General features: G+C 65.3%; 19 protein-coding genes. 6 read left to right on the top strand and 13 right to left on the bottom strand.

Features of this window, described 5'->3' with window-relative positions:
- Positions 1-424: 424 nt before the first annotated feature.
- Positions 425-697 carry a hypothetical protein gene (locus AC56K1_RS17510; protein WP_497159075.1) on the top strand — a complete coding sequence of 91 codons (273 nt, stop codon included), beginning with the start codon at positions 425-427 and terminating at the stop codon, positions 695-697.
- Between the two features lie 118 nt (positions 698-815).
- On the opposite strand, the gene AC56K1_RS17505 is transcribed toward AC56K1_RS17510, so the two are convergent.
- On the bottom strand, positions 816-1334 hold the full coding sequence (locus AC56K1_RS17505) for a CcdC protein domain-containing protein (protein ID WP_497159074.1): 519 nt from the start codon (positions 1332-1334) through the stop codon (positions 816-818).
- Between the two features lie 175 nt (positions 1335-1509).
- Here AC56K1_RS17505 and AC56K1_RS17500 point away from each other — a divergent pair, with 175 nt between their 5' ends.
- Positions 1510-1674 carry a hypothetical protein gene (locus AC56K1_RS17500; RefSeq protein ID WP_497159073.1) on the top strand — a complete coding sequence of 55 codons (165 nt, stop codon included), beginning with the start codon at positions 1510-1512 and terminating at the stop codon, positions 1672-1674.
- Here AC56K1_RS17500 and AC56K1_RS17495 read toward each other — a convergent pair.
- Positions 1671-6110, bottom strand: a complete 4440-nt coding sequence (locus AC56K1_RS17495; protein ID WP_497159072.1) for a translocation/assembly module TamB domain-containing protein — start codon at positions 6108-6110, stop codon at positions 1671-1673. The two genes, AC56K1_RS17500 and AC56K1_RS17495, sit on opposite strands and share 4 nt — an antisense overlap.
- Positions 6111-6115: 5 nt before the next feature.
- Positions 6116-7969 carry an autotransporter assembly complex protein TamA gene (locus AC56K1_RS17490; protein WP_497159071.1) on the bottom strand — a complete coding sequence of 618 codons (1854 nt, stop codon included), beginning with the start codon at positions 7967-7969 and terminating at the stop codon, positions 6116-6118.
- A 165-nt stretch (positions 7970-8134) separates the two neighbouring features.
- Here AC56K1_RS17490 and queC point away from each other — a divergent pair, with 165 nt between their 5' ends.
- Positions 8135-8842, top strand: coding sequence for a 7-cyano-7-deazaguanine synthase QueC (gene queC / locus AC56K1_RS17485; RefSeq protein WP_497159070.1), 708 nt, complete (start codon positions 8135-8137; stop codon positions 8840-8842).
- Between the two features lie 68 nt (positions 8843-8910).
- Here the strand turns inward: queC and AC56K1_RS17480 are convergent, their stop codons facing one another.
- The 3 genes from AC56K1_RS17480 to AC56K1_RS17470 all read right to left on the bottom strand — a co-directional run bounded on the left by AC56K1_RS17480 (position 8911) and on the right by AC56K1_RS17470 (position 13975).
- Positions 8911-10524, bottom strand: coding sequence for a methyl-accepting chemotaxis protein (locus AC56K1_RS17480; protein WP_497159069.1), 1614 nt, complete (start codon positions 10522-10524; stop codon positions 8911-8913).
- A 274-nt stretch (positions 10525-10798) separates the two neighbouring features.
- A complete protein-coding gene (locus tag AC56K1_RS17475; protein WP_497159068.1) occupies positions 10799-13450 on the bottom strand; it encodes an EAL domain-containing protein in 2652 nt (883 codons plus the stop codon).
- 129 nt (positions 13451-13579) lie between these two features.
- Positions 13580-13975 (bottom strand): hypothetical protein, encoded by a 396-nt coding sequence (locus AC56K1_RS17470; protein ID WP_497159067.1) that lies wholly within the window; start codon positions 13973-13975, stop codon positions 13580-13582.
- 579 nt (positions 13976-14554) lie between these two features.
- On the opposite strand from AC56K1_RS17470, the gene AC56K1_RS17465 reads away from it, so the two are divergent.
- Both AC56K1_RS17465 and AC56K1_RS17460 read left to right on the top strand, forming a co-directional pair.
- Positions 14555-15067, top strand: coding sequence for a hypothetical protein (locus AC56K1_RS17465; protein ID WP_497159066.1), 513 nt, complete (start codon positions 14555-14557; stop codon positions 15065-15067).
- A 91-nt stretch (positions 15068-15158) separates the two neighbouring features.
- Complete coding sequence (locus AC56K1_RS17460; RefSeq protein WP_497159065.1) at positions 15159-17099, top strand: GAF domain-containing sensor histidine kinase; 1941 nt, start codon at positions 15159-15161, stop codon at positions 17097-17099.
- 163 nt (positions 17100-17262) lie between these two features.
- Here the strand turns inward: AC56K1_RS17460 and AC56K1_RS17455 are convergent, their stop codons facing one another.
- Positions 17263-18780 (bottom strand): DUF3369 domain-containing protein, encoded by a 1518-nt coding sequence (locus AC56K1_RS17455; RefSeq protein WP_497159064.1) that lies wholly within the window; start codon positions 18778-18780, stop codon positions 17263-17265.
- Between the two features lie 189 nt (positions 18781-18969).
- Positions 18970-19710, bottom strand: coding sequence for a DNA-formamidopyrimidine glycosylase family protein (locus AC56K1_RS17450; protein WP_497159063.1), 741 nt, complete (start codon positions 19708-19710; stop codon positions 18970-18972).
- Between the two features lie 161 nt (positions 19711-19871).
- On the opposite strand from AC56K1_RS17450, the gene AC56K1_RS17445 reads away from it, so the two are divergent.
- Positions 19872-20363, top strand: coding sequence for a DUF3016 domain-containing protein (locus tag AC56K1_RS17445; RefSeq protein ID WP_497159062.1), 492 nt, complete (start codon positions 19872-19874; stop codon positions 20361-20363).
- A gap of 56 nt (positions 20364-20419) precedes the next feature.
- Here the strand turns inward: AC56K1_RS17445 and AC56K1_RS17440 are convergent, their stop codons facing one another.
- From AC56K1_RS17440 to AC56K1_RS17420, 5 genes are all read right to left on the bottom strand, one after another.
- Positions 20420-21544 carry a hypothetical protein gene (locus AC56K1_RS17440; RefSeq protein ID WP_497159061.1) on the bottom strand — a complete coding sequence of 375 codons (1125 nt, stop codon included), beginning with the start codon at positions 21542-21544 and terminating at the stop codon, positions 20420-20422.
- Between the two features lie 27 nt (positions 21545-21571).
- Entirely contained in the window at positions 21572-22063 is a 492-nt protein-coding gene (locus AC56K1_RS17435; protein WP_497159060.1) for a hypothetical protein, read from the bottom strand.
- Positions 22064-22071: 8 nt separating this feature from the next.
- Complete coding sequence (locus tag AC56K1_RS17430; protein ID WP_497159059.1) at positions 22072-22674, bottom strand: RNA polymerase sigma factor; 603 nt, start codon at positions 22672-22674, stop codon at positions 22072-22074.
- A 566-nt stretch (positions 22675-23240) separates the two neighbouring features.
- Complete coding sequence (locus AC56K1_RS17425; protein WP_497159058.1) at positions 23241-23684, bottom strand: thioesterase family protein; 444 nt, start codon at positions 23682-23684, stop codon at positions 23241-23243.
- A 27-nt stretch (positions 23685-23711) separates the two neighbouring features.
- Positions 23712-25175 carry a PQQ-dependent sugar dehydrogenase gene (locus AC56K1_RS17420; protein ID WP_497159057.1) on the bottom strand — a complete coding sequence of 488 codons (1464 nt, stop codon included), beginning with the start codon at positions 25173-25175 and terminating at the stop codon, positions 23712-23714.
- Positions 25176-25270: the final 95 nt, after the last annotated feature.

The following is a 25270-nucleotide window of genomic DNA, read 5'->3' as shown; positions in this document are numbered from 1 at the left end:
GTTAGTTTTCAAGGCAGTGTGGCTTGCACACTGAGCCGTACTGAATGTCTGCATTCGGCCCAGCCCGTGTCAGAACTCAAATAGATGGGCTGGTAGTCCATTTGTATGAATGAAGGGTGCCCTTAAGATGTATAGAGGCGCTCCAGGCCACGTTGTCCCGTTTGGACATTCTCATCAAGGCCAGCAGGGAAAACGCTTCAAGCAGGCCTTGTAGCGTCAGAAAATGGGCATACGCCCGGATCGCGGCCAACATTCTTTCAGTGCCGAGAATCGCCAGCAAACGTCTGAAGTTAGAGGCGAGCACATGTTGCCCACTCATGAACCCAGCAAGGAGTAGCGATGCCCCGACTCGAACTAAGCGACCGCGAACTCATTGTCCACCTAGCGGCATGGGAATCGATCTGGTCTGCGCCGTAGCTTTCGCGTGCCGCTGGCCCAAGTTCGCGGCGCGACTGAGGACAATGGCTATGGCGGCAGAGCACTCGGTCTGCGCATCCCGGGCACTCACATCGCCGGCCTGATCGCGGCGGGCACCTTCATTAAAGACGGTGACAAGCAGTTCGGCTATACCATGCGCAAGCTGCAGACCATCGTGATCGAACTAGCCGGAAATCACTGGGCTCGTTTGGTAATTGGAGTGCCAGACGTGCGCGTCGAGGTGGCGCGAATTAACGCCGCCGTGGCCCGCCACCGCTAGCATCTAGAATCGCACGGCTGGTTGAACGCGTGGGCTAGGTAGTTCAGGCCAGTGGCCTGAACTACGAATTGCCCACCCTACGAAGCGCGGCCAAGCGGTGTCAAGCGACGATACCCGATCACCCTGCATCGAGCGCTTTGCGCATCTTGCGGCGCCAGCGTAGCAGCCCCGCCGAGTAGTAGCCGAAGTAGCCCGCCGTGAGCCCCACGCACAGCATGGTCAGCGGGCTATCCGTCAGCTTCGGCGCAGGAATCCCCTTGCCCTGGTTCGCATAGATCTCCACGCCGATATACAGCACCCGCGCCACGAAGATCATTGCCATCACGATGCCCAGCCGCGCGTTCGGCGTGAAGAAATAACCCTGCGGCGTATCCTCGAAGCGCGTGAGCTTCAGGCCCCACACGCTCCAGCCGATGCCGAACAGGGCGCCGACCACCAGCGCACCCAGATTGTAGGGCTGGTCAAGCAGCTGCGCGGCCGGCACGATGACCAGCGCACCGAACACCAGCACGCCGGTGTAGTGGCGCGAGACGATCGAGCGCTGGCGCGCCATGCGGGCCTTGATGCGGTTGTAGACGCGCCAGACCAGCAGCGGGGTCAGGACGAGCAGGGCGAGGGTGGTGATCGAGAGGTCCATGTGGCGCTAAAGAGAGTCAAGTCCGCCATTGTAATGGAGGGGGCGGATGCCGCACGGGAGGCGGCCCCGGAGGGCGGCCGGCACCGCATCATGATAAAGTGATCACACCGTTTTTTTCGAGGAGATCCGCACCATGAATGCCGCCTTGCGCACGAGTTCGCACGAATATGTTCCGATGAGTTTCCCCATCCAGGCGCACCGCGCACCCGACCCGGCCCCGATCGAGGAACCAAGCCCTGAGCCCTTCGATACGCCCCATCCGCACCACCAGCCCGGCCACGGCCATACGCCCCAGACCGAAGAGCCGGTCCCCGATCCGAAGCCGAGCGTCTTCCACTAATCGAACGCCCAGGAATACAGCACATCCAGGGCGGTATTGGTGCCGGTCTGAAACTGCAGCGAGATCCTCGGGGTCAGTTTGTAGCGCAGGCGCACCAGACTCGAGGCCGTGGTGGCGCCCTGTTCGAAGCTCAGGTAGGCGCGCGACGAGATGCGCTTGCCCACCGTCACCACGGTGCCCTCCAGGCCGGTCCCGCTACCGTTGGCCTGCCTCAGCCCCAGTTCATCCACACCGAGCGAGCTCGCCAGCTTCTGCGTGAATCCGCCGCTGCCGCCCTTGCCGCCCAGCAGGGCGCCCGCAGCGGCCGCCAGCACGTCCTTCTCGTTGCCGCTCGTGCCTTCCATGCCGTGGCCTAAGACCAGCCAGGACAGCTTCTCGCTGTCCGGCACGTTCGGCGTCGACACCAGGCGCGCGTCCGGCGACTGAGCGGTGCCGCGCACCTGCACGCCGGCTTCCACGTTGGTCTGCGAGAGCTGCTCGCCTTCCGGACGCTTGCGCACCGCGAGGATGTCGAGCGCCGGGTTGTCGTAGGCGCCGCTGAAGGTCATCACGGCGCGCTCGATCGCCAGTTTCTGGCCATAGGCCGCGTAATTGCCTTCGACGGCGCGGATGGTGCCGTTGATCCGTGGAGCGGCAGCCCCGATCTTGCGTACGCGGACGTTGCCGGCGAGGGTGGCGTCGATGCCCAGGCCGCGCAGGCGGAACTCGTCGCCCAGGTCGGCGCGCAGGTTGATCGACAGTGGCATTTCCGGTTCCTTGTTCGAGGGCACCGGCTTGGCGCCGCCCTGGCCCAGCACGATGACGTCATCCGACATGGTCGGCCGGCCCTGCGGAGCGAATTCGATCAGCGCACGGTCGGCGCGCACATTGCCTTCCAGCGTGAACTGCTTGGCGTCGCGCACCAGTGCGGCATTGCCACTCACGACCACGGTGCGGTCAGGGCGCGACAGCACCTCGAGCTTGTCCGCCGTGACTTTCAGATTGGCAGCCGACAGGCCGCTCGAGAAGCGCACGAAGCCGTCGGCCGTGGCGCTGCCCTGGCGGCCCTGGAAATACAGGCGCTGCAGTTGCAGCTCGTCGCCCGCAAGCTGGGCGCGCAGCTCGCCGTTCTGCAGGCGCACGCCCTGTTCGGCCCAGCGCACCGCCAGCTTGTCGCCCGTGACGTTGCCGTTCAGGCGAGGCGTGCCGATGGTGCCGGCGCCCGTGAGCGCCAGGCGCAGTGCGCCGTCCAGTTCCAGCCCGGGCTGGCCGGCAAACGATGCCAGCCAGGCGATCGAGGCCATGTTGGCGTTGGCCGTCATGCGCATCGGGCTGTCGCGGTCCAGGCGCCCCTGCAGCAGCTGGGCGCTGCCGTCGAGCGTCGCGGTGCCGGTGCGGGTGCCGTCCAGGTTGACGCGCACGCGCAGTGCGCCCGCCTGGACGTCGGCGCGCGCGTCCAGCTGGCGCAGGCCGAGCGGCACCGGGCTGTCGCCGCCGGCGATCACGTCGCCTTTTTCGCGGAACACGTGGACCATGCCGTCCAGTGCCGGGGCGCCGCCGGTGGCAGTCGCGGTACGCAAATCGAGCGCCCATTGCGCGCCCAGGGTCAGGTCGCCGCGCGCATTCTCGCGGATCGCCGGCGAGAACTGCGCCAGGTAGGTGAGGGGCACGTTGTCGGCATGGCCGCGGCTGTTCCAGCGCGGGCCGTTCTTCACCAGCGAGTCCACCGTGATGCTGCCCGAGGCCAGCTTGATCACGGCGCCGTTGAAGGCGATCCGTTCCGGTTTGGCCAGGCCCATGACGCCGCTGCCCGGTGCGCCGCTGATGCGCAGCGGGACCGGCGCCTGCAGCGACATGGCGTAGCGTCCGCGGTTCTGCAGGGTCGCCAGCGTGCCGCCCCAGGTATCGCCCGTCCAGCCGCCGCGTACCTCAAGGTTCGCGTCGAAGGCTTCGCCGACCGCGGCGGCCCGCAAGGTGTGCGCGCCGCGCATGCCTTCGGTCTTTACGCTGGCCGAGGCGATGCGGGTCTCGCCGTTGACGTACCCGGTGATTTGCACGTCGCTGGCCAGCGCGTCGCGTGCGCCACGGCCGGCGCCCAGGTTGGCGTTCGCGCGCAGCGCGCGGATGCTGTGGGTGCCGAGCAGGCGCAGGTTCTGGCCTTCCAGGGCAGCGGTGAGCGAGGGCGTGTCCATGGTGCCGGACAAGCTGCCCTGGCCACGCAGCACGCCGCTGTAATCAGGGCCGAGCGCCGCCAGCTGCGGCGCGTCGATGCGCCAGGTCAGCTGGTCGCTGCCCGCACCGAAGCTGCCCTTGGCAGCGACCACGTTGGCCCCGACGTGCAGGTCGACGTCGGCATCCGATACGTGGCGGCGGTCGGCGCTGAAGCGGGCATGGCCCCACAGCGGGGATTTCGACAGCGTCGAATCCTGCACGCGCATATCAAACGCGGCACGCCAGTCGGCGCCGCCGCGGCCCCTGCCGCTGAAATTGGCGTTGATGGAGCCGGCCAGCGGTGAGCCGAATGCGGCCGGGTTGAAGCGCTGGGCGGTGCCGGCCAGTTTCGCTTCCACGGTGCGCGCACCATCTGGGCCGGCGAGCCAAGCTTCGCCTTTCGCATTCAGGGTGCCGCCGGCGTCCTTGCGCTGCGCCGCGACCCAGCCGAGGCCATTCGCATTGACTTCGAAGGTGGTGCGCGGATCCTGCATGGTGCCGGTGGCCACGCCATTGGCGACCACGGCGCCATACAAATCGCTGCGCACCGCCGCCAATTGGCGGCCGTCGACGCGCCACTGCAGGCGGTCGCCGCTGCCGCCGAAAGCGCCGTTCAGGGCGACGGTATTCTGGCCAAGGGCCAGGTCGGCATCGATGCCGCTGATACGCTTGGCATCGGCGCGCAATTTACCCTCGCCCGACAGCGGCTGGTCGAACAGGCGGCTGCGGCGGACGGCGAAGTCGGCATCCACGCGCCAGGCCGGAGCGAGGGCGCCGGCCACGTTGACGCTGGCATTGATGTCGGCTTGCGGATAGTCGCCGAAAGCGGCCGGGTTGAAACGGCTGGCGCTGGCGCTGGCCTTGAAGGCCTTGTCCTTCAGCAGGCTCATGGTGCCGGTGACATCGACGCTGCTGCTACCGGCGGACAGTCGGCCTTCGCGCAGCGTGACGACGTTGTCTTCCAGCGTCGCCAGTGCCGCCAGGCGCAAGCCCTTGTCCAGCAGGTTCGCCTGCAGGGTCTGCGTCTTGCCGGCATTGGTCACCTGGATGTCGCCGCGGATGGCGGTCGGCTTCATGCTGGAGTGGATCTGTTTCAGGTCAAAGCGGTCGGTGCGCAGGGTGAAGCGCGCAACGCCGAGTCCTTTTGCATCGGCACCGCGCTCCACGCCGCCTGTGCCGGTAAAGCGTCCGGCGCCGCCGAAGTCCATCAGCACGTCGGACACTTGCAGCGCATCGAGATTGCCGCCCAGTTGCCCGCGCATGGCGCGCAGCGGCAGGCGTTGCTGGTCGATGGTGCCCTCGGGCCCCTCGTTGACGATATTCACACTGCCGCTGATGTTGCGCTTGTCATCCAGCTGGCCGTTGACGGCGAAGGTCAGGTCGGCCGTCGGCAGCGAAGGGTTGAAGAAGCCCGGATCGACGTTGCGGCCGCTGATGCGCATCGAGCGCAGCGGAATTTTTGCATACGGCGACAGCACCATGTGGGCTTCGCCGACGGCGCGCCCGGCCTGGCCGGTAGCGTCGAGCAGGGTCGTCTCGAGGTCGCCGCCGACCTTCATTTTTAGCTGGGCCGCGCGTGCGCCGGCCTTGGCTTGCGACTGGCTCAGGCTGGCGGTGGCGTCGATCTTGAAGGGACGCTGGGCCTGGATACTGCCGGCGGCCGTCACGTCGCCCCAGGGCGTCACGGCGGCGGCGTCGCGGATCTGCCAGCGGGTCTTGTTGCCTTCCAGGCGCAGGCGGATATTGTCGATATGGGTTTCGGCGCCATTGGCGACAAAGGTGGCCCGGTTCAGGCGCGCGTCCTCGATCGAGATGGGGAAGGGCGCAGCCAGCTTGACCGGCATGGTGCTCGGCTCTTCGCTTTCCTTGAGCGTCTCGACCCGCAGGTTGGCCGCGTGCAGCGTGTCGACCAGGATGCCGCGCGAGACGATCTGGCGGGGAGACCATTGCAGGTCGATCTTGTTGGCGACGATGAGCTGCTCGTCGGTGCGCCAGGTCAGGCGCTCGATGTGCATGGCGCCGTACAGCGAGCCGGATACGCCGCTCAATGTAAGCTTGCCGCCGGTGGACGCGGCGACCTTTTGCGCGATCATCTGGAGCGTGGTTTCGCGCCCCAGGTACCAGAGCGTGCCGCCGACGATGGCGCCGGTCACGACGACGCCAATGGCGACGCGGCGCGGCCAGCGGCGCTGTTTGTGCGGAGCCGGCGCAGGAGAATCCGCGGCGGCTGGGGTGGTGTCGTTCATGTCCATCAGAAGGTGAATCCCAGGGAGAAGTGCAGGCGCGCCTTTTTCACGGCGTGGCCGTAAGCCAGGTCGACATTGATCGGGCCGACCGGGCTGCGCCAGCGCGCGCCGACGCCGAAGCCCGATTTCGGCTGCAGGTCCCCGACCTTGTCGGCCGCATTACCGACGTCGTAGAACACCGCCACGCCCCATGGTGGACGGAACCAGTACTGGTATTCGGCGCTGGCAGTGGCCAGGTACTTGCCGCCGACGATGGCGCCGTTTTCGCGCACGCCCAGTTCGCGGTAGCCGTAGCCGCGCACCGACTGGTCGCCGCCGGCGCGGAACAGGAAGGTGCTCGGCACGCCGATCTTTTCCTTGGCCGCGACGGCGCCGAATTCGCCGCGCAGGATCAGCGTGCCGCTCGGGCCCAGCGGCTTGTACATCAGCCCGCGCAGGTAGAGGCGCAGGAATTTTTCGTCGGTCAGGATCGGCAGCAGCGCGCCGCCCAGCTGGCCCTGGAACACATAGCCGTTGGTTGGCTGGATCAGGCTGTCGAGCTTGCGCCGGGTCATGCTGTAGGTAAGCGGAATACTGCGCGTGGTGGTCGCTTCGTTCGGCGGCACCTCGCGTTTTTCAATCAGCGCTTCTAACGTGAGGCTGCGTTCGAGCAGCGGCGAGCCCCAGGCGCGGCGCGCGGCGACCGTGGCCAGCGTGGTGATCTCGCCGCGCACGTCGTTGCGCTCGACGCCGGCGCCGACGCTGTCGTTATAGCCCTTGGGCGTGGTCGGCCAGTAAAAATCGACGCGTGCGGTCTGGCGCTTTTGCTCGTAAATCAGGTCGCTCTTCATGCGCTTCCCAAACACGTTCAGGTCGTCGTAGCTGGCCTGCAGGCGCCCGCCGGTGTCGGTCGAGAAGCCGACGCCGACCTCGACGTTCTTGCGCAAGTTCTCGGTTACGCGCACCAGCACCGGCAGCACCGTGGGGCCGGTCGGCGGGTTTGGGGTGGTGGCGTCGCCATCGGGATCGTCGTCGCCTTCGCGCAGTTCGCGCAGCTCTTCGTTGAGCACGGCGCGCATGTCGGCGCTCACTTCAACGCTGGCGAAATAGCCGGTGTCCTGCAGGCGCGATTGCAGGGCCTGCAGCGCGGACTCGCTGTACATGTCGCCCGGGTTGATCTTGTTCAGGTTGGTGATGACTTCGCGCGGATAGCGCTTCAGGCCGCGGATACGCAGCTCGCCGAAGCGCATCTCGGGGCCGCTGTCGATGACGACGTGCAGCAGTGCGCGCCGCGCTTCCGGATCGACCGTGGCGCTGGTCTCGACCAGTTGCGCACGCGGGAAGCGCGTCTGCGCCACTTCGCGCAGCAGGCCTTTCTTTGCGCCTTCCCAGTCGGCCTGGCGGAAGCGCGCGCCGACCGGCAAGGTCCAGCGGCTGCGCAGGGCGGCCGCGTCGAATGGGGCCGCTCCCTTTTCGAGCGGCGCAAAGCCCTGCAGCACCAGGTCGACTTCGCCCACCACGGTCGGCTCGCCCACGTCGACGATCACGCGCGCGACCGGCCGCCCGCCATCGGTATCGAGGCCGGCCGAGATCTTGGGCGAGTAATAGCCTTCGGTGGCGATCAGGGTCTTGGCCTGCTCGGGCGCTTCCTTGACCAGGCGCTGCAACTGCTCCATGTCGACCTTCGGATTGCCGCGCCAGCGCATCAGGTCGAGGTTTTCTTCCAGCATGTTCTCGATCTGGCGCGGCGCGTCGATGCGAACCTGGTAATCGATGCCCTGGGCGTGAAGGGAGCTCGCCACCAGCAAGGCGCCAAGGCCAAGGGCCAGGCGGGGCAGGGGACGCAGGCGGTGGCGGGGAATCGATCGTGCAGCAAACATGGGGCTCCGATGGTAAGGTTCATGGCAATCTTAGCGGATCGGCAAAAATGATGACGGACGCTTAACTCATCCGTGTGAGGCTTGCAGCTTCACGCAAGCCCCCGTTTTATGCCAGAATCCGCGCTTCCCCAAGTTTGTTGCCCATCATTTTTCCGGACCACCACCATGCCATCCCAAGATACCGCGCTCGTCCTCTTCAGCGGAGGCCAGGACTCCGCCACCTGCCTGGCCTGGGCGCTGCAGCGCTATGCGCGCGTGGAGACGATCGGCTTCGACTACGGCCAGCGCCATGCGATCGAGCTGGAGGTGCGCCCGACGGTGCTGGCCAAAATGCGCGCGCTCGATCCGGGCTGGGACGCGCGCCTTGGCGAAGACCACATGATCGACCTGTCCCTGATCGCGAAGATCTCGGATACGGCGCTGACCAGCAACGTGGCCATCGCGATGCAGGAAAACGGGCTGCCGAATACCTTCGTGCCGGGCCGGAACCTGCTGTTCATGACGGTGGCGGCCACGGTGGCCTATCGCCGCGGCCTGAGGGTGCTGGTGGGCGGCATGTGCGAGACCGATTTCTCGGGTTACCCGGACTGCCGCGACGATACGATGAAGGCGCTGCAGGTGGCGCTCAACCTGGGCATGAACACCCGTTTGAAAGTCGAGACCCCGCTGATGTGGATCGACAAGGCGCAGACCTGGGAGCTGGCCCATGACTGCGGGGGCGATGCGCTGGTGGACCTGATTCGGTTCGACACCCACACCTGCTACCTGGGCGAGCGCGGCGCGGCGCATCCGTGGGGGCATGGCTGCGGGACTTGCCCGGCGTGTGCGCTGCGGGCGCGGGGGTACGAACAGTACGTGGCCCGCAAGGGCTGAGGCCAGTTAGCCCGTAGGGTAGGCGCTTTGCCGCCCACCCTCCGAGATGCGGCTGTGCTGGCGTGTCCTCAGGCGGCGAGAAGGCGCGTGCGGCCAGGCTGCTGCACAGCGCGCTGAGCCTGCCCAGCCTCCGCCTTGTGCACCGTAAACGTACTGACCAGCTGCGCCAGCGACGCCGCCTGATCCTCCAGCGATTGCGCCGCCGCTGCCGCTTCCTCTACCAACGCAGCGTTCTGCTGCGTGACGTCGTCCATCTGGCTGATCGCGGCATTGACCTGTTCGATGCCCAGGGTCTGTTCCGCGCTGGCTGAGGCGATCTCGGACACGATGTCGGTGACACGGGTGATGCCTGCCACGATTTCCTGCATTGTTGATCCCGCCTCATCAACCAGGCGTCCACCGGCATCGACTTTTGCTACCGAGTCAATAATCAGGCTACGGATTTCCTTGGCGGCGCCGGCCGAGCGCTGGGCCAGGTTGCGCACTTCGGAGGCCACCACGGCGAAACCGCGGCCCTGCTCGCCGGCACGCGCCGCTTCCACCGCGGCGTTCAGGGCCAGGATATTGGTCTGGAAGGCGATGCTGTCGATGACGCCGATGATGTCGCCGATCTGCTTGGACGACGCATTGATCGACGCCATCGTCGACACCACCTGCGCCACCACCGCGCCGCCGCGCACCGCGATTTCGGAAGCGGTGGAGGCGAGGGTGCTGGCCTGGCGGGCGCTGTCGGCGTTTTGGCGGACGGTGCTGGTCAGTTCTTCCATCGACGAGGCGGTTTCCTCCAGCGAGCTGGCCTGTTGCTCGGTACGGGAGGACAGGTCGAGGTTGCCCGCCGCGATCTGCTGCGAGGCGGTGACGATCGCATCCGTCCCCCCGCGCACCTCGCTCACGGTCTTGAGCAGGCTGGTGTTCATGACTTTCAGCGCCCCGAGCAGGTCGCCCACTTCATCGCGCGAGGTGACCTGGATGTCGGCCGTGAGGTCGCCCGAGGCCACCTGCCGGGCCAGCGCGAGCGCACGGGCCAGGGGACGCGTGATGCTGCGGGTCAGGAAAATGCCGAAGGCGCCACCGCACAGGATGGCGCCGATGCCGGTGGCGACCAGCATGCGCTGGGCATCCGCATTGAGCGCGTCGATCTGGTTGCTCGCGGCAACGAACAGCTGGGTCTGGTAAGCGGCCACGGCCTCGACCGAATCCACATAGGCCTTCATGGCGGGCATCAGGGTAGTGGCAACATAGGCCTTGAGTTCTGCGTCGGCCGGGCCGGCAGCGGCCTTGCGGCGGAAGGCCTCGTCGCGGATGGCCACGTACTGCTTGCGCCGTTCGGCCACCTGGGCGAGCAGCTGTTTGCCCTGTTCGCTGCCGACCAGGGATTCGAGCTCTTTCTGGACCTTCGAGACCCCGGCGCTGACCGCCTTCATCTCGCGGGTGTAGTAGTCCTCGTCTTCCGGGTCGGTGCTTTTCACTTTGGCAAAGGTGCGTACGCTGTTGGTGGCAATGCCTTCGAGCCAGTCTTTGGCAAGGTTGGCCTTGTGACTGGTGGCGGCCATGACGTTCTTGCCTTCGGCGATGCGGCTTAGTTGCCACAAGGCGCTGCTGAGCATGATCGCCATCAGGACGAGGAGGGCGGCAAACGCGCAGCCGAGGCGCGAACCGATACGCAAATTATTGAAGACCATTTTTACACCTAAGAATCGACACTGACACTAGCGTAGGTACACGTACTACCTTGCCGACGTACACCAATATACCCAAGCTGGGTGTAACTACTGTACGCCAGTGTCGTTTCTCAAACGTAACTAAACTGTAGAAATACGTCGTCTTTTGTCAGGATTTTAAGAAAAACAGGTTAAAAAACAACGATCTAGTAAATATGCGACATGCAAGTTGCTTGATATGAAACATGAACAACACGCCACGTGCATTGCACGGGCAGGCTGCAGCGTCGCAGGCTCAAGCAGGAAGCCTGCCGCGTTCGAGCAGCGGCAGCACGTCCTCGCGCTCGAGCGGCCGGCTGAACAGGAAGCCCTGGTATTCGTCGCAGGCCATGCCGCGCAGCACGTCGAGCTGGGCCTGGGTTTCGACGCCCTCCGCCACCACTTTCAGCTTCAGGCCGCGCGCCAGGTTGACGATCGACAGGGCAATCGCGGCGCTGTCCTCGTCGCGGTCGAGGTCGCGCACGAAGGCGCGGTCGACCTTCAGGCGCGAGACCGGGAAGCGCTTGAGGTAGGCCAGGCTCGAGTAGCCGGTGCCGAAGTCGTCGATCGACAGGTCCACGCCAAGGGCGCGGATGTCGTGCATCAGGACGTCGACTTCCTTCTCGCGGCTCATCAGGGCGGTCTCGGTGATTTCCAGTTCCAGGCTGCCGTCGGGTATCCGGTACTGCGCCAGGCAGCGCCGGATCGTGTCGAGCAGGGATTTTTGATAGAACTGGCGCGGCGACAGGTTAACCGCCACCTTCACCGGCCGCCCCAGCTGTGCCGACCACTCGCCGATCTGGCGGCAGGCCTGCTCGAGGGCCCAGGCGCCGATCGGGATGATCAGGCCGGTACGTTCGGCCACCGGGATGAACTGCACCGGGGAGACCTCGCCCAGCTCGGGGTTGGTCCAGCGCAGCAGCGCTTCGAAGCCGACCACGGCTTCCTCGGATACCGTGACTTTCGGCTGGTAGACCAGGCGCAGCTCGCCACGCTCGAGGGCGCGGCGCAGGTGAGCCTCGACCGTGAGCCGGTGGCCGAGTTCGGTGTGCATGCCGGCCGAGAAGAAATGGATGGCTTCCTCGTCGGTGCCGGTATTGCTGCTGGCGCCCTGGGCATTGCGGTAGAGCTCGTCCGCCTGGCGGCCGTCCTGGGGCGACAGGGCCACGCCCAGCACCGGGTTGAGGAAAAAATCGCGCCCGTCGACCGAGAACGGGCGCGACAGCAAGTCATGGACCTCGGTGGCAAAGCGCTCCACCGCCTGGCGGCCGCCGGCCGCATCGAGCATGAAGGCGAACTCGGCGCCGCGGATGCGCGCCACCATGGCCTGCTCGCCGAATGCGGTGCCCAGCAGCTCGCCGATCTGTTGCAGGGCGCGGTCGCCGGCATCGTGGCCGAGCAGGTCGACGATCTCGCGCAGGCGTTCCAGCGCCAGCGCCACTACCGCCAGGCCGGCGCCGGCGCCGGCCTGCGCGATGCGCGCGGCCAGCAGGCGCCCGAACTGGGCCTGGTTCGGCAGGCCGGTGACCGGATCGAACTCGGCCAACCACGCCAGGCGCGCTTCGGCGCGCTCGCGCTCGGTGATGTCGCTGAGCACATTGACCAGGTGGGCCTTGCCGTCTTCGGCCGTCAGGCGCGTGGTCAGCTGGATCACGGTGCGGGTTTCGCCGCTGCCGTCGCGCATGGTGCCGGCCGCGTCCAGGCTGGCGCCCTTGTCCAGCACCGCCTGGTAGCGCCGCTCGCGGTCCGGGTCGCTGCCGTCGAAGACCGCGTGCTCGTCCTGTCCCGGCAGGGCGTCGCGCGGCCGCCCGACCAGGCGGGCAAAGGCTTCGTTGGCCAGCACGATGCGGCGCTCGCTGTCGAGCACCCAGATCGGCGCGCCGACGGCATTGACGATCGAGTCGAGATAATCGAAGCGCTTGACCAGGCGCGCCTCGCTGGCCGAGACCAGTTCGATCAGGCGGAACTGGCGGCGCGCGTCGCGCGCGATCCGCCATGCCAGCAGCACCAGCATGCTCGATAGCAGCAAATAGAAGGCCAGCGCCGTCCACAGGCGTCCGTACCAGGCTTCCAGGGCCACATGTCGCTTCATGCCGGTAATGATTACCAATGGGAAGCCTTCGACGCTGTCATAGCCGTACAGGCCGATGTTGCCGGTGATCGGGCTGCGCGCCTCGAAGGCGCCGCGGCTGGCATGCGGCAGCTGCTCGTTGAACAGCGGCGTATCCAGGAACGAGCGCCCGATCCCGGCAGGGTAGCCCGGCCCGCGGATGAGCATGGTGCCGTCGCGGTGCAGCAGGGTGACCGAGCCGCCTTCGCCCAGCTCGATCAGGCGGTACAGGCTTTCGAAGCGGATGGAGTCTACCTGGGCCGACACCGTGCCCGCGTACTCGCCGGCCGCATCGCGCACGGTGCGGCTGAAATTGAGGATGCCGTGCCCGGTGGCACGGCCGACATTGCTGATGCTGATGTGCGGCCCTTCAGCGCGGCCGGGGGGCAGCGAGGGCGGGGGCAGGTCGCTGCCGCCTTCGGCCGGCACGACGCTGGCCGCGACCTTGCCGGTGGCGTCGAACACGACCAGGCGCAGCAGGTAGGGATGGGCCGGTCCGGCATGCTCTTCCATGAAGCCCGGCACAAGCACCCCGGCGCCGCGCGCGCGGTACAGGGTGGCGGTGCGGCGCGCCGTGCTGTCGATGGCCTGGGCCACGCCCGCGGTCTGGGCGGCGAAGGCAATTGCCATGTTGCGCAGCGTTACCTGCTGGTCGCGCAGGGTGTCCTCGTAGCTCGCATACAGCATCGATGCCGTCACCAGGCCGAGCGCAGCGATCAGCCCGGCCGTCACGACCACGAGTCGGGCAAGCGGGTAGGGGCGGATCGGAGGTGTTGGTTCAGGCTTTTTTAAGGGCATCTGCGCCGGTGTCGTTTGCGGAATGACTACAGGTCGATTCTACATGCGACGCTGGAAGCGTAGCGCAAAAGCCGTGCCAGATAAAGACGGCCGGGCTGGGCCGGCCGTTATTCGCGAGGGCAAGCAGGCTCAGGCGGTAGCCGGCGCGGTAGCCTGCGCGGTAGCCGACGCGGCCGTGGTCCTGCGCTTGCGACCGGCCAGGTACCAGATGATCGCGACCGGCACCAAGAGGGGCAGCAGCAGGGGCGAGATCGCCAGCGCCACTGCGATGGCGGCCACGCACAGGGCGCCCAGCAGGATCACGCCGAGGCCGGCAAACACCACGGCCAGCACCGCGCCGACGATCAGCATCACGAAGCCGCCGATGATGGCGCCGCCGCCGGCAAACACCAGCGCGAGGAAGGCGCCCAGCGGCCCGTCGATCTCGTCGCGGTCGAAGTTGACGGTCATGAAGTCGGCGGTGGCCATGTCCCACAGCAGCAGGGCGAGCAGGAAGAGAAGAACGTAGGGAAGGTATTTTTTCATGGCGGTCCTCATCGGGTGGTGTGTTGAAACAGGTCAGGGAATGCTCGTACTGTAAGCACACGCATCCCTACCAGCCACCGGATTGCGACAGGCTGCAATTTTTGCACACCGGGAGGCGTGCGGGAGCGATAAACCTGCAAGACTGCACCTGGCGCGCGGGAAAGAACCGTGGACGGTTTGGCATTGCAATCATGAGTTCGTTACCTATACTGACAGCCTGCTCCTTACAGGGGGATCCTATGCACGCTGTCATCCGGAGAATCGGGGACCACCTGGCCGTCCTGCACTGCACGTTGGCCAACAGTGGTCCCAAAAGCCCGCCATCGGCGCCACCAGCCATTCCGCCGATCATCATCAATCCCTTTAACCGCGAGGCCCCGCCGCCCGCCGTCGACCCGCGTCCCACGCCGGACCGCCCGCCGGTGCGGCCGCCACCGCGGCCCGACTGGCGCTTTCCGCGCATTGCCTGATGTGGCTGGATCGGTATATATAGCGGGGCCAGCCAAACGGGCTTCGCCCTGCGCCGTGTTTCCTCTATGATCTTGGCTTACCGTTACAGGAAGCACGAGGAAACACGACATGAACGACAATATCGAGCACGACCACGAAGACCACGAAGGCGAGCCCGAACCGGTGCAGGAACCGCGCTTGTGGCAGGGCAACGGCTGGACCGCGCGCGTCATCAAGAACGAAGACGACGAGGGTTGGGCCGTGGCCATGATCAAGGACGGCGAACCGGAGCCGGCCCTGGTCGGACCCTGGACCATGGGGCGCGACAAGAAGAACCCGAAGCCGCTCGACACCAATGCCTTCAATACGCTGGTGAAAACCGCCTCGGAAGTCATCCGCCGCCACGAGCAGCACCTGCACGCCATCCTGCACAAGAACCTGCATGTCTGGACCGAGAAAAGCGGCAACCTGAAGGTGACCCTGGATATCGTGCCGGACGACGACGATCCGTACGGGATGCTGGCCGCCACCGACGAGATGAGCGAGCAGGTGGCCAAGGTCAGGGTGCCGGCCGGTTTCAAGCTGACGCAAGCGTCGGCGATCGCGTGGATTGAGGCAGATTTCAAGGCACCACGTTCATAAGGCCTTAAAAGCCACACTCGCGTCGATAGCGCTTCGGCCGGCTGGCACGAACTGTTAATATTTCCCCTGTGCATTTATTCTTGGGGAAGCAATGGAACGTCTCGACCGGCTGGAAGCCGTCCAGTCGATGCTGCTCGAAATCGGGCAGCTGTCGACCACCTGCAGCGACATCACCGACTTCATCGGCGCGGTCCACTGCGCCCTCGGCCGCATCATGTATGCGGCCAATTTCTATGTAGCGCTGTGCGACCGCGAAGACGGAACCATTCGCTTCCCCTATTTCGTGGATGAAGCCGACGACGAAGTGCCGGCCCCGGGCCAGCGCGTCACCCTGGCCGCGCCGGAACAGTCGCCCACCTCCTGGGTGGTGGTGAACCGCCAGCGTCTGATGATCACGGCCGACGACTTCGAGGCGCGCGAGCGCGAAGGCATGCAGTGGGGCCACGGCAGCGCCGCCGAGCACTGGATGGGCGCGCCGCTGCTCGACCAGCACCAGCAGGCGCTGGGCGCGATGGTGATCCAGAGCTATACCAAGAACGTCACCTACAGCGAGGAAGACCAGGCGCTGTTTTCCCAGATCGCCAACCACGTCTCGAACGCGCTGCAGGGCCTGCAGAGCATGGACCGGCTCGAGCGCGCGGTGCAGGAACGCACCGCCGCCCTGGCGCATGAAGTCGCCGAACGCAGCCGCGCCGAGCAGGTGCAGCACGCGCTGTACCAGATCGCCAGCCTGTCGGCCCAGGCGCTCGATACCGCCGCGCTGTCGGACAGCCTGCACCGCATCATCGGCGAACTGATGGTGGCGGAGAACTTCCTGATCGGCCTGTACCACCCCGATACCCAGGAAATCAGCATCCCGTATTTCGTCGACCAGAAAGATGGCGAGGCGCCGGTCAAGCGCTTCCCGTTCGGGAAGGCGATGTGTTCCTATGTATTGTCGAGCAAGCAGCCGCAGCTGCACGACGCCACCAGCTTCGGCCACCTGGTCGCCAACGGCCTGGTGCAGCAGCCGCTCGGGAACCTTGATATCGCCAGCTGGATGGGCGCGCCGATGCTGGTGCACGAGCAGCCCTACGGCGTGCTGATCGTGCAGAGCTACGATCCGGCGATCATCTACACCAAGGCCGACCTCGACCTGCTGGCCTTCATGGCCAGCCACGTCGCGGTGGCGCTGGCGCGCATGCAGGCCGACCACCGGATGCGCAAGACCAAGGAAGCGCTGGAAGCGCAGAATACGGCCCTGAACGAAGCCTTGCACCGCCTGCAGGAAGCGCAATCGGAACTGGTGCGCCAGGAAAAACTCGCTTCGCTGGGACGGCTGGTGGCGGGTGTCGCGCACGAGATCAATACACCGCTGGGCATCTGCGTGACCGCGACCAGCCACCTGGTGCAGGAACTCAAGCTCACGCGCGAAGAGCTGGCGGCGGGCGAGCTCACCGAGGACAGCCTGAACTCCTTTTTGGAGATCATCGACCAGTCGCTGCGCATCATGACCACCAACACCCAGCGCGCCGCCGCGCTGGTGCGCAGCTTCAAGCAGGTGGCGGTGGACCAGTCCTCCGACGACATCCGCAACTTCAATTTGTGCGCTTACCTGAATGAGGTGCTGCTGTCGCTGCAGCCCAAGTTCAAGGGCCGCAAGGTGAAGGTGGACGTGGAGTGCGCCAAGGACCTGGTGCTCGACAGCTTCCCGGGCGCGGTCTCGCAGATCGTCACCAACATGGTCATGAATTCGCTGGTGCACGGCTACGAGCACGAACAGCCCGGCCGTATCACGATCCGGGCGGCGCTGGAAGACGAGCAGGTGGTGTTCGAGTACACCGACGACGGCGCGGGGATGGACAAGGAGACGCTGGACAAGCTGTTCGATCCGTTCTTCACGACCAAGCGCGGGACCGGGGGGAGTGGGCTGGGGGCGCACATCCTGTACAACCTGGTGACCGGGCCGCTGGGCGGGACGGTGCGGGTGGAGAGCGCGCCGGGGCAGGGATTGCGGTATTACCTGCGGTTTCCGCGCTCGCGGAAGAAGTGATGTTTAAGGGCGGGCGGCCGATGGCTGATGGGTGGCAGGTCAGCTGTTAGCGCTTGCCTTTATCCTGCGCCGGGATGACGGCCTTCAGGCTAGGGGTGAAAACCGGCGCAGGTAGCATGCGGGCCGGCGGAAACTCGCCCGTCCACTCAAACCGCCCATCCGCTCAATCAGCCGCGTTATCCGGCCACTGCGCATTGATCTCCAGCGCCTTGTCCATATTCTTGATCAGCAAATCCACGTAATACGGATCCAGGTGGTGCCCCGCCACTTCGCGCAGGTGCTCGGTCACTTTCGCGGCCGGCCAGGCGTCCTTGTAGCAGCGCTTGTGGCTCAGCGCGTCGAACACATCGGCCACTGCCACGATGCGGGCATACGGGTGGATTGCTTCGCCGCGCAGGCCTTGCGGATAGCCGCTGCCATCGAATTTCTCGTGGTGCTGGTGGGCGATCACGGCGGCCGCCTTGAGGATCGGGCGCTGGGAGCCGTCGAGGATCTGCAGGCCGATGGTGGGGTGCTGGCGCATGATTTTCCACTCTTCGTCATTGAGCTTGCCCGGCTTGAGCAGCACCGCGTCCGGGGTGGCGATCTTGCCCACGTCGTGCATCGGCGCGGCGTGCATCAGGGTCGCGGTTTCATCTTCCGGCATGCCGGCGGCCTGCGCCAGCAGGTAGCAGACCTGCGACATGCGGCGCACGTGGTTGCCCGCCTCGTGCGAGCGCGATTCCACCACGTCGCCCAGGCGCAGGATCAGCTCGGCCTGGGTATCGGTGATCTCCTGGTTCAGCAGGATGTTGTCGAACGCGATCGCCACGCCCGAGCAGAACACCTCGAGCAGCTGGGAATCGATGTCCGAGATCTCTTCCACGCCCTTGAGCACCAGCAGCGACGCCTTGCCGCTGGCGTTCGGGAAGTAGCCGACATAGGTGTCGCCGTGCAGGCGCGAGATGCGGTTATGGCGCGCGTCGTCGAGCTTGGCCACCAGTTCCGGACCGATCTCCTCGCCTTCCATCTCGCCGATTTTGGCCAGCACCTCGTACTGGCTCTGGCCGGCGATCACGCTGGCGCCTGTGACCCGCAGCAGCATGCTCTGCTCCAGGCGCAGCAGCGCGACCACCTGCTGCAGCAGGCCGTTGGCAAAGTCCTTCAGGTTCCGTTGCTGGAAGATGTACGCCGAGGCGGCGATCACGCGCTCCAGGCCTTCGCGGTAGTTCTGCTGCGCGCGGCGCGCTTCCTCGACCTTCATGATGTCGCGGTAGGCGCGCAGGGCGGCGAAGGTGGTCGTGAACAGCTTGGTGCGATCGAGCTCGGTCTTTTCCTTGTAATCGTTGATATCGTAGTCGACGATCACGCGTTCTTCCGGCGCCTGACCCGGCTGGCCGGTGCGCAGCACGATGCGGGTGAACTGGTTATCCAGTTCCTTACGCATCCAGCGCGCAACTTCCAGGCCGCTGTCCTCGCGCTCCATCACCACGTCGAGGAACACCAGGGCGATGTCCTTCTCGCGCGCCAGCACTTCCTTGGCCTCGGCGCCGCTGTACGCGTGCACGAAAGACAAGGCACGGCCATCGAGACGGAAGCGCGACAGGGTCAGCTTGGTGATGTCATGAATATCCGGCTCGTCATCGACAAGCAGGACTTTCCACGGAACCAGCTTTGGCGCGACAGAGGACAAAAAGGACATAGGTTTCCGTTACCTTGGTTGATCGGCGACACAATCCGCGGCGGGGAGTCACAAGAATAATGCCGCAAGTCAATTCGATTGTAGTACGCCCCCTGAGGCTTAACAACAGGCAACATTAAAAGTGTTGGTTAACGATGTCACAGATGGCCTTCTGTGAGCGTTCAAGCAACACGAAAGGGGAAAACCTGCTCAGTCGTAGCGTTTCTGGCAGCGTTCGCAGTAGAAGCTGCGACGGTTGGAGCGGCCGAGATTGGCCTTGAGGTAGGGGATGTCGCAGCGCGGGCAGATCTTTTTCGCGTGCGCCAGCCAGTGCTGCTTGAGCACGTACTGGCGCTTCCATTCCAGGAAATCGAAGCTGTATTGCCGGGCTTCGTCTACCAGGGCGCGCACTTTCGGCGCCGGCAGGGCGCCCATGGTGGACAGCGGGTGCACCCGGATGCGGAACAGCACCTCGTTCTTGATGATGTTGCCGACCCCGGAAAAGATGTCCTGGTCGAGCAGGGCGTCGCAGGCCAGCATGTCCGGATTGGCACGCAGCTTCTTGCGCGCCTTCTTCGGGTCCCAGGTCTCGGACATCACGTCGGCGCTGAAGTCGTAGGCTTCAAAGGTCTCGCGGTCGATTTCGCGGATGGCGCAGGCGTAGAAATTGAGTACGTCGCCCGTGGCTGTTTCGATCGACAGGCGCGGCACCTTGCCTTCGCGCGTCTCGTTGATGCGGTAGGTGCCGAACAACAGGAAGTGCACGCGCAGGACGATCTCCGGCGTCTCGATCAGGAAGTGCTTGCCCCAGGTGTGGATGGCCGTGATGCGCTGGCCGACCAGGCGCTCCGGGTCGATGGCGCGCACGTTGCCGCCGGCGCGCACGATCTGCTGGCCGGCGAAATCCTTGGCAAGCTCTTTCAACATGTAGAGTGAGGGTCCTTCGGGCACGGTAGCTGCCTCCTTCCCCCCATTGTCGACTCGGTGCGCAAAATGGCGTGTGCGGGGCCTAACATTTGGATACAAAACTTCGACAATCGGCACCCTCGAAAAGCCGGGCAAAGGGCGTATATTGGATTGCGAGAATAGTCCGAACATTGAAAGGAAGTGCGATGAAAACCTCGATCGGCAAACTGGCCCTGGCAGGCCTGCTCGCGCTGGGCGCCGGCGCCGCCTCGGCGGGCGTGACCGTCAATTATGTGGAGTCCGACAAATTCGCGGACCTGCCGTTTGCGCCATGGGAGCGCCAGGAAGTGCTGCGCGACCTGGCGGACCATTTCATCAAGCTCGGTAAAACCCTGCCGCCAGGCGTCGACCTGACGGTGGACATCACCGAGATCGACCTGGCTGGCCGCGAATACCCGAATGCGCGTTCTGGCCGCGAACTGCGCGTGCTCAAAGGGATGGCGGACTGGCCGACGATCGAGCTGCGCTATACGCTCACCAGCAATGGCCAGGTCGTGGGCAGCGGCAGCGAGCGGCTGCAAGACATGTCTTACCTCAACCGCGTCAGCCGCTTCTCGGACAGCGACAGCCTGCGCTACGAAAAGCGGATGATCGACGAGTGGTTCAACAAGACCATCCTGCAAAAGAAACCGGGCTGATTTTCACCCGGCAGGAAATGAAAACGGCGCTGTGAAGCGCCGTTTTGTCGTGTGGACTACTGCGATTTCTTTTCGATGCGGCTTTTCGCCATGGCCATCGGGTCCTTCACGGTGTAATCGGAGGGCACCGTGAACAGTGCCGCCGCCGGTTCCTCGCGCTTGAGGCCCTCTAAGCGCAGCACCGCGTCGCCCGCGCGCGGGTCGGTGCGCTTCTGGTAGACCACTGCCTGCAGTTCCGGCGACACCCAGGTTTCGGTGCTGACCACGATCGGGTTGCGGTTGCCGATTTCGCCGGCCGGGATTTCGTAGCTGCGGCTGCTGCCCTTGGCCTTCACGCCATTGAATTCGCGGGTGCCGAGGTCTTTCGTTTCGGCTTTTGCCGCCCATTTGTGCTCGTCCATGGCGCCGGCGATCATCGGGGCGACCCGCGCCGCAATGGCAGGCGACGCGACCTGGGCGATGCGGATCTGGACGTCGCGGTGCTCGCCGCTGCCGCTGCGCTCGACCTGCTTGACGATCACGCGCTCGTGCGCGCCCTCGGGCAGCTTGCCTTCCTTGCGCAGTTCTTCGAGCCTGGCATGGGCGGCGGCGCGGGCGGCAAGGCGGGCTTCGGAACCGGCCACGCGCGCTTCGGCAGCCGCAATGCGGGCTTCGCCGGCGGCGGCGCGGGCGTGCTCGCGGGCGGCGATCACGCTGCCGTTCGGCGCCGAGATCTTGATGGCGGTCTTGTCGCGCGGGCGCAGGATATAGCGTGCGCCTTCGACCGGGTCGACGATCGTCACGCTGCGCACCTCCCCTTCGGCATTGCGAACTTCGATACGGGTGCGGCCGGCGCTGTCGCGGTAGCTCATGGTGCTGGTCTTGTTGACGATCTGGTTGCCGTCGCCGAGCGTCTGGATGCGTTCGGAAACCATCTCGGCGCTGTAGGGTGCATTCTTCACCAGCCTGGCGCCGTGCATGTGCACGACGGTGGCGCCGCCCATGGCATCGAGGGCGCGCAGTTCGGCCAGGTTGCCCAGTTCGACGTGGACGGCGTCGCCGCTGCGGGTGACGATGCGGCGCTCGGTGCGCACGGCCTGCTCGTCCGGCTCGAAGCCGGCGTCGAGGCCCATGTCGGCAGCCAGGGCAGGGGCGAACGCGCAGGCCAGCAGCGCGGCAATCAGGAGCTTCGTGGTTTTCATCGTTTCCTCTTGTGATTGATTGGACATTCAGTTGGTGGAACTGAGCCGCACGGCCAGCGGGTGGCCGTCAGCGGCAACAAGCATCTCGGCGCGCACCGTGTCGGCTGCGTTGCCGGGATTGACCGGTACGCCGAGCGAGGCCAGTTCGGTGCGCGGCAGCTCGGTCTCGACCAGCTGGGCATCGGGTTCGCTTTCGATGCGCTCGAGCGTGTCCAGAGCAACAAAGGCGCCGCCCTGGTCGATGCTGACAAACGGCTGGCCGCCCACGCTCACGGCCTGGTGCGGTGACAGCGCCAGCAGCATGGCCACCACCGTCAGCAAGCACAGGGCACCGGCAGTGCCCCATTGGGGCAGGCTCAGGGCGTGGTACCAGCGCTTGCGCGGCGCGAAATGGCGGGTGAACGCCTGCAGCAATTCCTTCTCGACGCAGCGTGGCGCGTCGATGCCGGCAAGCTCGCTGCGCAAGGCTGCGAAGCGGGGGGCGAGGATGGCTTCCGAATCGTCGTGGGTGTCCATCATTTACTCCATCAATTCACGAGGCAGCTTGGCGCGTGCGCCTGGAGGCGCTTGGCCAGGGCCGCCCGGCCACGCGACAGGCGCGAGCGGACGGTGCCGATGTCGACCTGGCAGACCGTGGCGATCTCCAGGTAGGACAGGTCGTGCAGTTCATACAGAATGACCACGTCGCGGTAGTGCGCCGGCAGCAGCGCCAGCGCGCGTCGCACTTCCTCTGCGGCCTCGTTAGTCAGCAGGCGGGCCAGCGGTTCTGGGGCCTCGCACACCAGATCGAGTTCGACATCGCCATCTTCATCCGGCTCGGGCAGCGCGACCTGGCGCTGGCGCGCTTCTTCCAGCTTCAGGATCAGGTTGCGCACCACGCCGAACAGGAAGTGCTGCAACTGCCCGCGCAGCGGATCGAAGCCGAAGCGCTTGGTGAGCAGGCCCATGAAGGCTTCCTGCACCACGTCGGCTGCCGTGTCGCCCGAACCGCAGCGCATCAGCGCGTAGCGAAACAAAGGCCCCTGGTGACGCCGGTACAGCGCCGTGAAGGCCTCGGCGTGGCCGGCGTGCGTCTGGCGCAGCAGCTCAAAATCGGCGGCGGTGTCGGGTGGCGTGGTCATGGTCGTCATCTTTACCTTCTATTCCGATGACGGGGCGGGAAAGTTCCAGGTTTTTTTTAAATCGTGTATTCACTCTTGGCTGACATGTTGGGTTGCTTGATCATCTCGACAAATGTCATTGGCAAGAAAGCGTTCGCTCCATCGGGGGGACGTCGATTCCATGCCGCATCCAGAGCGCTATCGACGGGTGGCGGTGGGGCGTCGCCGAGCGCATTTTTGCCAGACAATATTGAGCAAGCAACTGATCTTGGTGGAGGCTTAATCTTGATCAAGGTTCGTCACGTGCAGAGAAGTGGCGAAGAACCCGCGGCGCGGTAGGGAAACGAGGGGCTGCCGCCGGTGTCGCCAAGCGGATTGCGTGCAGCCTTGGTCAAGCTGAGCGTCTTGCACAAGGGCAAGGAATCTGACGCCCTGCAGCCTGATTCGACAGCCATTCCTACCTGAAGAGCGCAAACGTTCTGGAGTTCGATGGAGCCGACCTGAATCTGCTATTTCTGGCCGGACCGCTGCTCAAGCGCGCTCATCCTGCCTGCGTCGCAAGAAATGATCACCATCAGCACGTGCCGAACCAGCCTTCAATCCACCCAGTTCACCCGGTCGAATTTGCCCCGGAACTCATCCGGCATCACTACTACCTGGCTGCTCTTATAATTGAAAAACACGAACCCCGACTTGGCCATCGCAATCAAGGTGCGGTCGCGCGGACGCGTGACGCGGAAGGTGATGTCGCCGCCGTATTTGTTGAAGTCCATGACGCCGACTTCGAACAGCAGCTGGTCGCGAGCGTGGGCTTCGGCGCGGTAGGTGGTCGCCAGGTCGGTGACGATGATGCCGGTGCCGTCGCGCTCGGTCTCGCCGACGCCGAACTCGAACAGGAAGCGCGCCCGCGCCTCGGAGATCATCGAAATCATCGAGTCGTTGCCGAGGTGGTTGGCGGCATTGATGTCGGTGACCCGCACCGACATCGGGGTGGAATAGTAGAACTGGTCTTCCGGGAAGTTAAGTTGTAAGCGTGCCATTGTTCAATTTTAACCTCAGGCAGTCCTTCACGGCACGGCACGTCCGATTTTATAGACGCTGCCGCGTGCGGTCGTGAGGTAGAGCTCGCCCACGCCATCCTGGCCGAATGAAATCACGTTGCCGATGCCGGTGATGTTCCAGTCGCGCTGCTCGGTGACGTTGCCGCCCGTGGCCAGGAAACTCTTCAGGAAGCCGCGGCAATAGTCCGAGTAGAAATAGCGCCCGGCCAGCTCGGGCATGGCGCTGCCGCGGTAGACGAAGCCGCCGGTGATGGAGCACCCGTTGGCGTCGTTGGTGCCGTGGTCGTATTCGAAAACGGGCAGGGTCAGGCCCGTACGGTCGCAGGTGGTGGCGTTGAAGCAGAGCGTGCCTTCCATCGTGTTCCAGCCGTAGTTCAGGCCGGCAGTGCTGGCCGCGCCGATATTGACTTCCTCGCGCTGGTCCTGGCCGACGTCGCTCAGGTAGAGCTGGCTGTTGTCCCAGCTGAAACGCCACGGATTGCGCAAGCCCGCCGCCCAGATCTCGCCGCGGCGCCCGGCCTGGTTGATGTAGGGATTACCGGGCGGTATGGTGTAGGGCTGGGCGGCGGTGGCGGTCGCCACGTCGACGCGCAGCAGCTTGCCCAGCAGCGAATTAAGGTTTTGGCCGTTGCGTTGCGGATCGCCCGCGCCGCCGCCATCCCCGGTGCCCAGGTAGAGAAAGCCGTCCGGCCCGAAGGCAACCTGGCCGCCGAAATGGTTGGTGAAGTTCGGGTGCGGAATGCGCAGGATCACCAGGTTCGAGGTCGGGTCAGCCAGATTGGGATTGCTGCCGGCGGTGAAGCGCTCGATGACGATGTTCTGCTGCAGGTCGGTGTAATAAAGATAGAAGTAACCGTTGCGACTGAAAGCCGGATCGAAGGCTAGCGACAGCAGGCCGCCTTCGCCGCTGGTGAAAACGCGGCCGCTGATGTCGAGGAAGGGCAAGGCCAGCAAATTGCCGTTCTGGACGATGCGCACGCGCCCGGGGCGCTCCAGCACGAAGAGGCGCGTGTCGCCAGTGGGCGCCGTCAGCCAGGTGGGGTTGTCGAGCTTACTCACCACTTCGCTCAAGGCGACGTTGACGGCGGTGCCGCCGTAAGCGACGGTGGCGGTAACGGTGCCGCCGGCCGTGACGACTGCGCTCTGGGTGGCAGGAGCCGGCGTGTAGGTAATGCCGCCGGAAGTTACCGGCGCGGCGGCCACGCTATAGCTGCCTACTGCGAGGTTGGGCAGGGTTTGCGGGCCGGTCAGGTCTTGCTGGAAATTGTTGGGGCCGGTGATGCGCACCGAGGCGTTGACGCCCGCCGGCAGACCGCTGGTAGTCACGGCCAGCGTGCCGGTGGTAGCCGCAGGTGGCGGAGTGGGGCCGGGCGTGCCGGGACTGCCACCACCACCGCCACAGGCGACTAGCGAAGCCAGCATTGCCAGCAAGAGCATCCGCAAGACCATTCGCACAGGGTCGGTCAGCATGTTGCCTCCATGGGAGCCGCAGCACATCGTCGAACCCCATTCTGCCAGCGAAGGCAAGCGCATGCGCGCACCGCAGATCAGCGTGGCTGCTGCGC

Source organism: Telluria sp. ZB4P37, assembly GCF_059685855.1.
The sequence above is the reverse complement of the archived record's forward strand: the minus strand, read 5'-3'. Positions and strand labels throughout refer to the sequence as shown.

Coding starts and splice junctions, on each gene's coding strand:
- AC56K1_RS17500 (WP_497159073.1), top strand. CDS start 1,510: ATGAGTTTCCCCATCCAGGCGCACCGCGCACCCGACCCGGCCCCGATC.
- AC56K1_RS17465 (WP_497159066.1), top strand. CDS start 14,555: ATGAACGACAATATCGAGCACGACCACGAAGACCACGAAGGCGAGCCC.
- AC56K1_RS17490 (WP_497159071.1), bottom strand. CDS start 7,969: ATGTTTGCTGCACGATCGATTCCCCGCCACCGCCTGCGTCCCCTGCCC.
- AC56K1_RS17425 (WP_497159058.1), bottom strand. CDS start 23,684: ATGGCACGCTTACAACTTAACTTCCCGGAAGACCAGTTCTACTATTCC.
- AC56K1_RS17445 (WP_497159062.1), top strand. CDS start 19,872: ATGAAAACCTCGATCGGCAAACTGGCCCTGGCAGGCCTGCTCGCGCTG.
- AC56K1_RS17430 (WP_497159059.1), bottom strand. CDS start 22,674: ATGACGACCATGACCACGCCACCCGACACCGCCGCCGATTTTGAGCTG.
- queC (WP_497159070.1), top strand. CDS start 8,135: ATGCCATCCCAAGATACCGCGCTCGTCCTCTTCAGCGGAGGCCAGGAC.
- AC56K1_RS17480 (WP_497159069.1), bottom strand. CDS start 10,524: ATGGTCTTCAATAATTTGCGTATCGGTTCGCGCCTCGGCTGCGCGTTT.
- AC56K1_RS17505 (WP_497159074.1), bottom strand. CDS start 1,334: ATGGACCTCTCGATCACCACCCTCGCCCTGCTCGTCCTGACCCCGCTG.
- AC56K1_RS17460 (WP_497159065.1), top strand. CDS start 15,159: ATGGAACGTCTCGACCGGCTGGAAGCCGTCCAGTCGATGCTGCTCGAA.
- AC56K1_RS17495 (WP_497159072.1), bottom strand. CDS start 6,110: ATGAACGACACCACCCCAGCCGCCGCGGATTCTCCTGCGCCGGCTCCG.
- AC56K1_RS17475 (WP_497159068.1), bottom strand. CDS start 13,450: ATGCCCTTAAAAAAGCCTGAACCAACACCTCCGATCCGCCCCTACCCG.
- AC56K1_RS17455 (WP_497159064.1), bottom strand. CDS start 18,780: ATGTCCTTTTTGTCCTCTGTCGCGCCAAAGCTGGTTCCGTGGAAAGTC.
- AC56K1_RS17470 (WP_497159067.1), bottom strand. CDS start 13,975: ATGAAAAAATACCTTCCCTACGTTCTTCTCTTCCTGCTCGCCCTGCTG.
- AC56K1_RS17420 (WP_497159057.1), bottom strand. CDS start 25,175: ATGCTGACCGACCCTGTGCGAATGGTCTTGCGGATGCTCTTGCTGGCA.
- AC56K1_RS17440 (WP_497159061.1), bottom strand. CDS start 21,544: ATGAAAACCACGAAGCTCCTGATTGCCGCGCTGCTGGCCTGCGCGTTC.
- AC56K1_RS17435 (WP_497159060.1), bottom strand. CDS start 22,063: ATGATGGACACCCACGACGATTCGGAAGCCATCCTCGCCCCCCGCTTC.